Annotated in this window: 10 protein-coding genes and 2 rRNA genes (1 of these 12 cut by a window edge); 2 read left to right on the forward strand and 10 right to left on the reverse strand. The window is 70.8% G+C overall.

The features are described from left to right. Window positions 1–23 precede the first annotated feature (23 nt). Genes BLW85_RS10850 through BLW85_RS10860 form a run of 3 tightly spaced genes read right to left on the reverse strand, consistent with a single transcriptional unit; the run spans window position 24 to window position 2063 of the window. A complete protein-coding gene (locus BLW85_RS10850) occupies window positions 24–929 on the reverse strand; it encodes an NAD kinase (RefSeq protein WP_070028018.1) in 906 nt (301 codons plus the stop codon). Beyond that, on the reverse strand, window positions 926–1741 hold the full coding sequence (locus BLW85_RS10855; RefSeq protein WP_070028019.1) for a TlyA family RNA methyltransferase: 816 nt from the start codon (window positions 1739–1741) through the stop codon (window positions 926–928). Before BLW85_RS10855 ends, BLW85_RS10850 begins: the two co-directional genes overlap by 4 nt. A gap of 7 nt (window positions 1742–1748) precedes the next feature. Beyond that, window positions 1749–2063: a hypothetical protein gene (locus BLW85_RS10860; protein WP_070028020.1), complete on the reverse strand. Its 315-nt coding sequence runs from the start codon at window positions 2061–2063 to the stop codon at window positions 1749–1751. A gap of 42 nt (window positions 2064–2105) precedes the next feature. Between BLW85_RS10860 and BLW85_RS10865 the strand changes: the two genes are divergently transcribed. Continuing rightward, window positions 2106–2453 carry a sterol-binding protein gene (locus BLW85_RS10865; RefSeq protein WP_074991934.1) on the forward strand — a complete coding sequence of 116 codons (348 nt, stop codon included), beginning with the start codon at window positions 2106–2108 and terminating at the stop codon, window positions 2451–2453. Here the strand turns inward: BLW85_RS10865 and BLW85_RS10870 are convergent. The 4 genes from BLW85_RS10870 to BLW85_RS10885 form a co-directional block, all read right to left on the reverse strand. Continuing rightward, window positions 2437–3285, reverse strand: coding sequence for an ABC transporter ATP-binding protein (locus BLW85_RS10870; protein ID WP_107409103.1), 849 nt, complete (start codon window positions 3283–3285; stop codon window positions 2437–2439). The genes BLW85_RS10865 and BLW85_RS10870 overlap by 17 nt on opposite strands. Then, window positions 3282–4328, reverse strand: coding sequence for a FecCD family ABC transporter permease (locus tag BLW85_RS10875; RefSeq protein ID WP_074991936.1), 1047 nt, complete (start codon window positions 4326–4328; stop codon window positions 3282–3284). The genes BLW85_RS10870 and BLW85_RS10875 overlap by 4 nt, the downstream gene beginning before the upstream one ends. Further along, a complete protein-coding gene (locus BLW85_RS10880) occupies window positions 4325–5368 on the reverse strand; it encodes a FecCD family ABC transporter permease (protein ID WP_074991937.1) in 1044 nt (347 codons plus the stop codon). The genes BLW85_RS10875 and BLW85_RS10880 overlap by 4 nt, the downstream gene beginning before the upstream one ends. 78 nt (window positions 5369–5446) lie before the next feature. Continuing rightward, on the reverse strand, window positions 5447–6475 hold the full coding sequence (locus tag BLW85_RS10885; RefSeq protein WP_070028025.1) for an HAD-IIA family hydrolase: 1029 nt from the start codon (window positions 6473–6475) through the stop codon (window positions 5447–5449). A 74-nt stretch (window positions 6476–6549) separates the two neighbouring features. Between BLW85_RS10885 and BLW85_RS10890 the strand changes: the two genes are divergently transcribed. Further along, entirely contained in the window at window positions 6550–7833 is a 1284-nt protein-coding gene (locus BLW85_RS10890) for a DUF1015 family protein (RefSeq protein ID WP_070028026.1), read from the forward strand. A gap of 73 nt (window positions 7834–7906) precedes the next feature. Here the strand turns inward: BLW85_RS10890 and BLW85_RS39765 are convergent, their stop codons facing one another. The 3 genes from BLW85_RS39765 to BLW85_RS10910 form a co-directional block, all read right to left on the reverse strand. Next, window positions 7907–8689: a tetratricopeptide repeat protein gene (locus BLW85_RS39765; RefSeq protein ID WP_208624962.1), complete on the reverse strand. Its 783-nt coding sequence runs from the start codon at window positions 8687–8689 to the stop codon at window positions 7907–7909. Window positions 8690–9960: 1271 nt separating this feature from the next. Next, window positions 9961–10077, reverse strand: a 5S ribosomal RNA gene (gene rrf, locus BLW85_RS10905). A gap of 105 nt (window positions 10078–10182) precedes the next feature. Then, a 23S ribosomal RNA gene (locus BLW85_RS10910) occupies window positions 10183–12352 on the reverse strand; it runs 952 nt beyond the window's last position.

Raw genomic sequence — 12352 nt, forward strand, 5'->3', positions numbered from 1 at the left:
CGCGCGCACACAGGCCGCTCTTTCTAGTGAGGGGCGCCCCGCCAGCCCGTGGTGGGCAGTGCGAACTTCGCGACCAGCCGGTCGGTGAACGACGAGTGGTGCAACCGGGCCAGCCGCACCGGCACCGCGCCCCGCCGCACCTCGACCCGCGCCCCCGGCGGCAGCTCGATCGTCCGCCGCCCGTCGCACCACAGCACCCCCGGCGGGATGTGCGGCAGCACCTCGACGGCGAGCACCGAGTCAGGCGAGGTCACCAGCGGCTTGGCGAACAGGGCGTGCGCGCTGATCGGCACCATCAGCAGCGCCTCCACCTCGGGCCACACCACCGGCCCGCCCGCGGAGAACGCGTACGCCGTGGAGCCGGTCGGCGTGGACAGCACCACCCCGTCGCAGCCGAACCCCGTCACCGGCCGCCCGTCGATCTCCAGCACCACTTCGAGCAGCTTCTCGGCGCCGGCCTTCTGCACGGCCGCCTCGTTCAGCGCCCAGTCGGTGTGCACCACGTCACCGTTGCGGTGCACCACGACGTCGACGGTCATCCGCTCCTCGACCTCGTACGACCGCTCCACCACCCGGTCGACCACCCGATCGAGGTCATCGCGTTCCGCCTCCGCGAGGAATCCGACGCGCCCGAGGTTGACGCCGAGCATGGGCACCCCGGAGGCGCGGGCGAACTCCGCGCCCCGCAGCAGCGTGCCGTCGCCGCCGAGCACGATCAGCAGCTCGCAGTCGTCGAGGCACCGCGGGGTCGCCTCCCCCACCAGCTCCACCTCGTCCGGGAGCGGCAGGTCACGCGCCTCCTCCTCCAGCACGCGCACACCGATGCCGTGCCGCAGCAGGCCCTTGACGACGAGTTCCGCGCTGCGGATCGCCGCCGGCCGCCCGGTGTGGGCGAGCAGGAAAACAGTACGCGCCAGATTCTGTGTCAACGCGGCCCCTCCGCCACTGCGCGATCGACGTCGGCCGGGTCCAGGCGGGGGGCGCCGGACCGCAGCCACAGGAAGTACTCGACGTTGCCCGAGGGACCCGGCAGCGGACTCGCGGTGACGCCGCGCGCCCCGAGCCCCAGCTCCCAGGCCTTCTCGGCCACCCCTCGCACGGCCTCCGCCCGCAGCTGCGGACTCCGTACGACACCCCCGCTGCCGAGCCGTTCCCTGCCCACCTCGAACTGCGGTTTGACCATCATCACCAGGTCGGCGTCCGGCTTCACACACCGCTTGAGGGCGGGCAGCACCAGCCCGAGCGGGATGAAGGACAGGTCGCCCACCACCAGATCAACAGGTTCCCCGTCGATCGCGTCGAGCGTCAACTCCCGTACGTTGGTGCGGTCCTTGACGGTGACCCGGGCGTCCTGCTGGAGGGACCAGGCGAGCTGCCCGTAGCCGACGTCCACGGCGACCACATGGGCGGCGCCCGCGCGCAGCAGGACGTCGGTGAACCCGCCGGTGGATGCGCCGGCGTCGAGCGCGCGCCGGCCCTCCACCACCAGTCCCCGGGGAACGAACGCCGCCAGCGCGCCGGCGAGCTTGTGGCCGCCCCGGGAGACGTAGTCGGGATCGCTGTCGTCGGCCTGGACCACGATCGCGGCGGCGGTCTCCACCTGCGTGGCCGGCTTGGTCGCGACGGTCTTGCCGACGGTGACCCGTCCCGCGGCGATCAGCTGGCTGGCGTGCTCGCGCGAGCGCGCGAGCTTCCGGCGGACCAGCTCCGCGTCCAGACGACGGCGTGCGACTCCTGCCACGTTCGGTTCAGCTCCTGTGTTGGTACGACGGTGGGGGCGCCGGTGGTCCCGGGCGGGCGTCGAGCGCGGTGAGCGCGTCGCGCAGCCCCTGGTGTACATCCTCGTACACCTCGGCATGTCCGTCGGTGGGCAGGTGGTCGGCATCGGCCAGCCGCGCCAGCCGGGCGTCGACCTCGGCGTCGCCGGTCGGGGTGCGCGGGAGGTTCAGGGGGGCCGGGGCCGCGGGCTCGTAGTCGGGTTCGGGCTCGCTCGGGGGCGTGCCCCCGGGGACGGCCGGGGCGGTGTTCTCGCCGGCCTCGGCCTCGGACGCGGACTCGCTCATGCCCAGACGCTACCGCGAACCGCTGCGGTACCGTCGGTGGCGATGGCCACGATCGATGAGTGCCGCGCCGCACTGGAGAAGCTTTCGGACACCATGCGGGGCGCCGAGGGCGACGTGGGCGCCGCGGCCGCCCTGGAGCGCTCGGTGAGCTGCCACATCACCGACCTCGGCATCACCTTCGCCGGGCGGATGACCGGGGGCCGCCTGGTGGTGGACGAGACCCTGTCCGGGCCCCCGCGCGAGCGGGCGCAGATCCGGCTGGCGATGGCCGGCGACGACCTGCTGGCGCTGGTGGACGGCACGCTGCATTTCGCGATCGCCTGGGGGCAGGGCCGGGTGCGGCTGGAGGCGGGCCTGCTGGACCTGTTCCGGCTCAGGAAGCTGCTGTGACCCGCTGAGCGCGGGCCTTGCGCGCCGCCGGTACGATCAGCGGGGTGCCCGTCTCGGGGTCCTCGATGACCTGGCACTTCAGCCCGAAGACCCGCTCGACCAGGTCGGCCGTGACGATGTCGTGGGGGGCGCCCTCGGCGATCACCTCGCCGCCGCGCAGGGCGATCAGGTGGGTGGCGTAGCGGGCCGCGTGGTTGAGGTCGTGCAGCACGGCGACCAGGGTGCGGCCCTGGGTCTCGTGGAGTTCGGCGCACAGGTCGAGGACGTCGATCTGGTGCTGGATGTCGAGGTAGGTGGTGGGCTCGTCCAGGAGCAGCAGCGGGGTCTGCTGGGCGAGCGCCATGGCGATCCACACCCGCTGCCGCTGTCCGCCGGAGAGTTCGTCCACGTACCGGTCGGCGAGCCCGTCCACGCCGGTCTGCCGCATGGACTCCTGGACGACCCGCTCGTCCTCGGCCGACCACTGGCGCAGCAGGCCCTGGTGCGGGTAGCGGCCCCGGCCGACCAGGTCGGCGACGGTGATGCCGTCCGGTGCCACGGCCGACTGCGGGAGCAGGCCGAGGGTGCGGGCGACCTGCTTGGCGGGCAGCGACTGGATGGCCTGCCCGTCCAGCAGGACCCGGCCCCGGTCCGGCTTGAGCATCCGGGACAGCGCCCGCAGCAGCGTCGACTTGCCGCACGCGTTGGGGCCGACGATCACGGTGAAGGAGCGGTCGGGGATCTCCACCGACAGCTCTTCGGCGATGACGCGCTGGTCGTAGGCGAGGGTGACGTGCTCGGCGGACAGGCGGTTCACGGTGCTCCTAGGGGTGTTCGTGCGCGGGTCGCTCATATCCGGCCCGCCCGGCGCTCGGTGACCAGCAGCCACAGCAGATAGCCGCCGCCGAGGACGCCGGTGACCACCCCGACGGGCAGCTGGTCGGCGCCGAAGGCGCGCTGCGCGGCCCAGTCGGCGGTGACCAGCAGGGCGGCGCCCATGCAGAGGGAGGGCACCAGGTTGGGGCCCGGCGAGCGGGTCAGCCGGCGGGCGAGCTGGGGCGCGGTGAGGGCGACGAAGCTGACGGGGCCGGCGGCGGCGGTGGCGGCCGCGGTCAGCAGCACGGCGCCGGTCATCACCACCAGCCGCACGCGCTGCACCGGCACGCCGAGGGCGCCGGCGGTGTCGTCGCCCATCTCCAGCATCCGCAGGCCGCGGGCGTGGGCGAGGACCAGCGGGACGAGGACGGCGCACAGCGCGAGCAGCGGCCAGACCTGGTCCCAGTCGCGGCCGTTGAGGGAGCCGGTCATCCACACGACGGCGCGGGCCGCGTCGACCATGTCGGCCTTGGTGAGCAGATAGCCGTTGACGGCGGTGAGCATCGCGCTGACGCCGATGCCGACCAGGACGAGGCGGTAGCCGTGCACGCCCTGCCGCCAGGCCAGCAGGTAGATGGCGAGCCCGGTCACCAGTCCCCCGGCCAGCGCTCCGACGGTGACCGAGGCGGCGCTGCCGGACATGAGCACGATCACCACCAGCGCGCCCGCCGTCGCCCCCTGCGACAGGCCGAGGACGTCCGGACTGCCCAGCGGATTGCGCGAGACGGACTGGAACAGCGCGCCGCCGAGCCCGAGCGAGGCGCCGACCAGCAGCCCGACCAGGACGCGGGGCAGGCGCAGCTCTCGGACGATGAAGTCCTGGTAGGCGGTGCCGTTCCCGGCGAGGGTGCGCAGCACGTCGGCCGCCGGGATCTTCGCGTCACCGGTGCCGATCAGCGCCACGCCGGCCGCGAGCGCGGCGGCCAGCAGCAGGACGACGACGATCAGCGCCCGCGGGTCCAGGCGCAGCGAGAGGCCGCCGGGGACGCGTACGGCACGGCTCCTGGGGTGTGTCCTCACAGCTGGGCCGTCCTCCGTCGTCGTACCAGAAAGATGAAGACCGGGCCGCCGATGACCGCGGTGACGATGCCGACCTGCAGCTCCGCCGGGCGGGCCACCACCCGGCCGACGACGTCGGCGCCGAGCAGCAGCACCGGCGACAGGACGGCCGCGTACGGCAGGATCCAGCGCAGGTCGGGGCCGGTGAAGGAGCGCACCGCGTGCGGGACCATCAGGCCGACGAAGACGATGGGGCCGCAGGCGGCGGTCGCGGCGCCGCACAGCACGGTGGCGGCCAGCATGGCCAGGGCCCGGGTGCGGTGCGGGCGGGCGCCGAGGGCGCGGGCGGTGTCGTCGCCCATCGTCATGGCGTTCAGCGGCCGGGCCAGCGCGAGCGCGAGCAGGGTGCCCGCCGCGAGGAACGGCAGCACCTGCGCGATGGTCGTGTTCGTGGCCGAGGCCAGCGAGCCGACCGTCCAGAAGCGCATCCGGCCCAGTGCCGCGTCGTCCATGATCATCACGGCTTGGAGGTAGCCGTACAGGGCCGCGCTGATCGCCGTGCCGGCGAGCGCGAGCCGGACCGGGGTGGCGCCCCGGCTGCCGCCGAGGAACCACACCAGCGCGCCCACCGCCGCCGCGCCGAGGAAGGCGAACCACACATAGCCGGAGAGGCTGGTGACGCCGAAGAAGGTGATCGCGGTGACGACGGCCGCCGAGGCGCCGGCGTTGATGCCGAGCAGCCCGGGGTCGGCCAGCGGATTGCGGGTGAGGGCCTGGAGCACCGCGCCCGACAGTCCGAGCGCGGCACCGGCGAGCAGCCCGAGGAGGGTGCGCGCGAGCCGCTCGTCCACCACGACGTCGCCGTACGTCCCCGTGTCGTGGAACAGGCCGTGCCAGACCTGGTCCAAGGAGAGCGCCTTCGCCCCGATCGCGATGCTCGCCAGGGCGACGAGCGCCAGGACCGCGACGGCGAGCACAAGCCCAAGGGGCCGTACCGCCCGGCGAGTCGGGGACGCGGGGGCGGTCTCCGCGCGCTGTTCCGGAGGACTGTCGACCAACACGAGGTTAGGTTAGCCTATCCTCGCTTCCGGTCGAGATCCCCGGGTACGGAAAGCCGCCGCCGCCGAGGTGAGGGGGCCTCAGAGTCCGAGCCGCGCCAGCGCCTTCTCCCCGTCCAGCTCGCAGGAGCCCTCCCCGGCCGCCGTCCAGGCCGCCGCGCACAGGGCCCGCAGCCCGTCCAGGGATTCGCCGTCGCCGGACAGTTCCAGCCGGTCCGCCCCGGCCGTCGCCGTCCACCCACCGCACCGGAAACCGTCACCCTCTCGGGTGATTTCCGGCTGGCCCGTGAGCAACCCCCGCAGATCCGCGTCCACGTACGTCGGCCGGTGCTCCGGGGACGCGGCCAGCAGCCGGGCCCCGTCGGTGACCCCGGTCAGCACCAGCAGCGAGTCCACCCCGCCGTTGAACGCGCCCTCGATGTCGGTGTCCAGCCGGTCCCCGACCACCAGCGGGCGCCGCGCACCGGTCCGCAGGATCGTCTCCCGGTGCATGGGCGGCAGCGGCTTGCCCGCCACCTGCGGCTCCTTGCCCGTCGCGATCCGCACGACCTCCACCGCCGCGCCGTTGCCCGGCGCGATCCCGCGTCCGCTGGGGATCGTCAGATCGGTGTTGGACGCGAACCACGGCACCCCGCGCCGCACGGCGTACGAGGCCTCCGCGAACCGCCCCCAGGGCAGCTCCATCCCGCCGTACCCCTGCACGACCGCCGCCGGATCGTCGTCCGCCGACTCCACCGGCACCAGGCCCCGCTCGCGCAGCGCCACCCGCAGCCCCTCGCCGCCGATCACCAGCACCCGTGACCCGGCCGGCACCTGCTCGGCGATCAGCCGCGCCACCGCCTGCGCCGAGGTGATGACGTCGTCGGCGCCCGCCGGTATCCCCAGCTCGGTCAGGTGCTCCGCGACCGCCTGCGGCGTCCGCAGCGCGTTGTTGGTGACGTACGCCAGTTGCATACCGCCCGCGCGGGCCCGCTCCAGCGAGGAGACCGCGTGCGCGATCGCGCGCCCGCCCGCGTACACCACCCCGTCCAGGTCGAGCAGCGCCGTGTCGTACGCCTCGTTCAGGGGACGCTCACTGCCCCGCGGACCGGTACCGACGCCCTGGCTCATATCCGTGTCTCTCCTCGTTCACTCGCCTTTCCCCCGATCATCCCGCATGCCGCCGGCACACGTACGATGCCGGGATGGACACTGCAGGTCACTCGGAAGCAATGGCGCGCCGGGGCCTGGAACTCACCCCGTTCCGCGGCCTTCGTTACGACCCCGACCGGGTCGGCAGCCTGGCCTCCGTCACCTCCCCTCCGTACGACGTCGTCGTGCGGCCCGACGGGGTGCACCACCTCCAGTCGGCGGACCCGTACAACATCGTCCGGCTGATCCTCCCCGAGGCGGGTACCCCCAGCGCCCGCACCGAGCAGGCCGCCGACACCCTGCGCCGCTGGCTGGACGAGGGCGTCCTCGCCGCGGACCCGGAACCCGCCCTGTACGTGTACGAGCAGCAGGACGGCGACGGCATGCTCCAGCGCGGCGTCATCGGCGCCCTGCGGGTCTGCGAACCCGCCGAGGGCGTGGTGCTGCCGCACGAGGACGTCATGCCCCCCGTGGTCGCCGAACGCGCCGCCCTGCTGCGCGCCACCCGCGCCAACCTGGAGCCGCTGTTGCTGAGCTACCGCGGCGACGGCACCGCCGCCGAGGTCGTGGAACGCACCGTGGAGAAGCCCCCGCTGCTGGCCACCACCACCGAGGACGGTGTCCGGCACCGGCTGTGGGCCGTCACCGACGCCGCCGACGTGGCCCGCGTCCAGGACGACCTGTCCCACCACCAGGCGCTGATCGCCGACGGCCACCACCGCTGGGCCACCTATCTGCGGCTGCGCGCCGAGCAGCGGACGCCGGGCCCCTGGGACTACGGCCTGGTCCTGCTGGTCGACACGGCCCGCTACCCGTTGCGCGTCCGCGCCATCCACCGCCTGCTGCACGGCCTGCCGGTGGCGGACGCGCTGGCCGCCGTGGAGGGCCTGTTCCGGGTACGGCACCTCCGGGTGCCGCTGCCCGAGGCGCTGGCGGCGCTGGCCGACGCGTCCTGCGCGAGCAACGCCTTCCTGCTGGCCGGCGACGGCGCCTTCCACCTGCTGGACCGCCCGGACCCGGACCTGCTGGCCCGCACGGTGCCGGCCGACCGCCCGGCCGCCTGGCGCTCCATGGACGCGACGGTGCTGCACGCGACCCTGCTGGAACACGTCTGGCACATCCCCGAGGACTCCCCCGCCCACATCGCCTACATCCACGACACGGCCGCGACCGTCGCGAAGGCGGAGCACGACGGCGGTACGGCCGTGCTGATGCACCCGGTGCGCGAGGAGGTCGTGCGCGAGCTGGCCCGCCAGGGCGTGACGGTGCCCCGCAAGTCGACGTCGTTCGGGCCGAAGCCGGCGACGGGACTGGTGCTGCGGGCCCTGGAGATCTGAGCCTCCCCGGACATGCGGAAGGGGGCGGGTTCCACCGGGAACCCGCCCCCTTCACTCGTTTCACGGACGCGCGTCAGTCCTTGTCGCCGTCCTCCTGCGGAGCGGCGTCGGCGGACTCGCCGCCGGTGCCGTTCTCGCCTTCGCCCTCGTCCTCGTGCTCGCCCTCGTCCTCGTGCTCGTCCAGGGCGTCCACGAACTCCACGCCGTCCAGCTCGGCGAGCCGGTCGGAGGCGTCGGTGCTGCCGTCCCGGTCGGCCTCGACGGCCTTCGCGAACCACTCCCGCGCCTCGTCCCGCCGGTCGACGGCCAGCAGGGCGTCGGCGTAGGCGTAGCGCAGGCGCGCGGTCCACGGCTGGATGGAGTTCGAGGCCAGCTCGGGACTCTGGAGGGTGACGATGGCCGCGTCCAGCTGGCCCATGTCACGCCGGGCACCGGCCGCGACCAGCCGCATCTCGACCTGGCCGGCCTTGTCCAGCTTGTGCACCTCCGGGGCGCCGGCCATGTCCAGCGCCTTCTCCGGGCGGCCGAGCCCGCGCTCGCAGTCGGCCATCACCGGCCACAGCTCCACGGTGCCGGTCATCCGCCGGGCGGCCCGGAACTCGGCGAGGGCCTCGCTGTACTTCTGGTTCGCGTACGCGGCGAAACCGGCGGCCTCGCGCACGGCGGCCACTCGGGAGGCCAGGCGCAGCGCGACCCTGGAGTAGCCGTAGGCACCCTCGGGGTCCTCGTCGATCAGCCGGGCGACCATCACCAGGTTGCGGGCGACGTCCTCGGCGAGCGTCTTGGGCAGGCTCTGGAGCTCCTGCTTGACGTCCTTGTCGATCTCGTCGCCGGTGACGTCCTCCGGGATCGGCAGCCGCTTGATCGGCTCGCGGTCGCGGTCCCGCTCGTCGCGGAAGCGGCCACCGCCACGGCGGTCGTCGCCACGGCGGTCGTCGCGTCCGCCCCGGTCGTCCCGGCCGCGGAAGCCGCCCGGCCGGCCGCCGCGGTCGTCGCGACGGGGGCCACGGCCGCCTCGGTCGTCCCGGCCGCGGAAGCCACCGCGGTCGCCACGGTCGTCACGGCGGAAGCCACCGCGGTCGCCACGGTCGTCACGGCGGAAGCCGCCGCGGTCGCCGCGGTCGTCCTCACGCCGGTAGGACGGACGGGAGTCGTCGCGGCGGTACGACGGACGCTCGTCACGACGGTCATCACGGCGGTCGTCGCGCCGGCCGTAGCCGCCGCGGTCGTCGTCACGGCGGTAGGAGGGACGGGAGTCGTCGCGGCGGTACGACGGACGCTCGTCACGACGGTCGTCGCGACGGAAGCCGCCGCGGTCGTCGTCACGGCGGAAGCCACGGTCGCCACGGTCGTCACGGCGCGGGCCGCGGTCACGGTCGTCCCGGTGGAACGCCGGACGCGAGGAACGCTCGCCCTCGCGGCGGTCGTCGCGCCGGTCGTCCCGGCCGCGGAAGCCACCGCGGTCACCGCGGTTGTCGTCACGGCGGTCGTCACGGCGGAAGCCGCCGCGGTTGTCGTCGCGACGGCCGTAGCCGCCACCACGGTTGTCGTCACGGCGGTCGTCGCGCCGGAAGCCACCGCGGTCGCCGCGGTCGTCGTCGCGCCGGTAGGAGGGACGGGAGTCGTCGCGGCGGTACGACGGACGCTCGTCACGGCGGTCGTCGCGACGGTCGTCACGGCGGAAGCCGCCGCGGTCGTCGTCGCGGCGGAAGCCACGGTCGCCCCGGTCGTCACGGCGCGGGCCCCGGTCGCGGTCGTCGCGACGGCCGTAGCCGCCACCACGGTTGTCGTCACGGCGGTCGTCGCGGCCGCGGAAGCCACCGCGGTCACCACGGTCGTCGTCACGGCGGAAGCCGCCGCGGTTGTCGTCGCGACGGCCGTAGCCGCCACCACGGTTGTCATCGCGACGGTCGTCGCGACGGAAGCCACCGCGGTCACCACGGTCGCCGCGGTAGCCGCCGCGGTCGCCCCGGTCACCACTGTCCCGTCGCCGCTGGTCGCGCTCCGGTCGGTCGTCGGGAGAGTTGGTGGACATGGTGACTCCTGTCTTCGGTACCGCAAGCATTGTAAAAACGAAAGGACCCCTGGTCCCAGCTGAACGCTGGGACCAGGGGTCCTCCAAAGATTGTTCGGCGGCGTCCTACTCTCCCACAGGGTCCCCCCTGCAGTACCATCGGCGCTGTGAGGCTTAGCTTCCGGGTTCGGAATGTAACCGGGCGTTTCCCTCACGCTATAACCACCGAAACCCTAATGGTTTCGAGCGAACAAGCACACTTTGTAGTTATGCGTTCTGCTCTGAGCCGGCAACCGTTCGTTGCCTCAGAACTTACACAGTGGACGCGAGCAACTGAGGACAAGCCCTCGGCCTATTAGTACCGGTCACCTCCACCAGTTACCTGGCTTCCAGATCCGGCCTATCAACCCAGTCGTCTACTGGGAGCCTTACCCCATCAAGTGGGTGGGAGTCCTCATCTCGAAGCAGGCTTCCCGCTTAGATGCTTTCAGCGGTTATCCCTCCCGAACGTAGCCAACCAGCCATGCCCTTGGCAGAACAACTGGCACACCAGAGGTTCGTCCGTCCCGGTCCTCTCGTACTAGGGACAGCCCTTCTCAAGACTCCTACGCGCACAGCGGATAGGGACCGAACTGTCTCACGACGTTCTAAACCCAGCTCGCGTACCGCTTTAATGGGCGAACAGCCCAACCCTTGGGACCGACTCCAGCCCCAGGATGCGACGAGCCGACATCGAGGTGCCAAACCATCCCGTCGATATGGACTCTTGGGGAAGATCAGCCTGTTATCCCCGGGGTACCTTTTATCCGTTGAGCGACGGCGCTTCCACAAGCCACCGCCGGATCACTAGTCCCGACTTTCGTCCCTGCTCGACCCGTCGGTCTCACAGTCAAGCTCCCTTGTGCACTTACACTCAACACCTGATTGCCAACCAGGCTGAGGGAACCTTTGGGCGCCTCCGTTACCCTTTAGGAGGCAACCGCCCCAGTTAAACTACCCATCAGACACTGTCCCTGATCCGGATCACGGACCCAGGTTAGACATCCAGCACGACCAGACTGGTATTTCAACGACGACTCCACAACCACTGGCGTGGCCGCTTCAAAGTCTCCCAGCTATCCTACACAAGCCGAACCGAACACCAATATCAAACTGTAGTAAAGGTCCCGGGGTCTTTCCGTCCTGCTGCGCGAAACGAGCATCTTTACTCGTAGTGCAATTTCACCGGGCCTATGGTTGAGACAGTCGAGAAGTCGTTACGCCATTCGTGCAGGTCGGAACTTACCCGACAAGGAATTTCGCTACCTTAGGATGGTTATAGTTACCACCGCCGTTTACTGGCGCTTAAGTTCTCAGCTTCGCCCCACCGAAGTGAAGCTAACCGGTCCCCTTAACGTTCCAGCACCGGGCAGGCGTCAGTCCGTATACATCGCCTTACGGCTTCGCACGGACCTGTGTTTTTAGTAAACAGTCGCTTCTCGCTGGTCTCTGCGGCCACCCCCAGCTCGAACAGCAAGTGTTCTCACCAGGTGTGGCCCCCCTTCTCCCGAAGTTACGGGGGCATTTTGCCGAGTTCCTTAACCATAGTTCACCCGAACGCCTCGGTATTCTCTACCTGACCACCTGAGTCGGTTTAGGGTACGGGCCGCCATGAAACTCGCTAGAGGCTTTTCTCGACAGCATAGGATCATCCACTTCACCACAATCGGCTCGGCATCAGGTCTCAGCCGTATGCAAGGCGGATTTACCTACCTTGCGGCCTACACCCTTACCCCGGGACAACCACCGCCCGGGATGGACTACCTTCCTGCGTCACCCCATCACTCACCTACTAACCGCTTGGTTCAGCGGCTCCACCACTCCCCTTTGCCCGAAGGCTCCAGGGCGGCTTCACGGCCTTAGCATCACGATGCTCGATGTTTGACGCTTCACAGCGGGTACCGGAATATCAACCGGTTATCCATCGACTACGCCTGTCGGCCTCGCCTTAGGTCCCGACTTACCCTGGGCAGATCAGCTTGACCCAGGAACCCTTAGTCAATCGGCGCACACGTTTCTCACGTGTGAATCGCTACTCATGCCTGCATTCTCACTCGTCAACCGTCCACAACTACCTTCCGGTGCTGCTTCACCCGGCAGACGACGCTCCCCTACCCATCACAACACCCGTTAGGGCTATATGCTGCAATGACACGACTTCGGCGGTACGCTTGAGCCCCGCTACATTGTCGGCGCGGAATCACTAGACCAGTGAGCTATTACGCACTCTTTCAAGGGTGGCTGCTTCTAAGCCAACCTCCTGGTTGTCTGTGCGACTCCACATCCTTTCCCACTTAGCGTACGCTTAGGGGCCTTAGTCGATGCTCTGGGCTGTTTCCCTCTCGACCATGGAGCTTATCCCCCACAGTCTCACTGCCGCGCTCTCACTTACCGGCATTCGGAGTTTGGCTAAGGTCAGTAACCCGGTAGGGCCCATCGCCTATCCAGTGCTCTACCTCCGGCAAG

The organism is Streptomyces misionensis, assembly GCF_900104815.1.
In the GTDB taxonomy this organism is placed as follows: domain Bacteria; phylum Actinomycetota; class Actinomycetes; order Streptomycetales; family Streptomycetaceae; genus Streptomyces; species Streptomyces misionensis.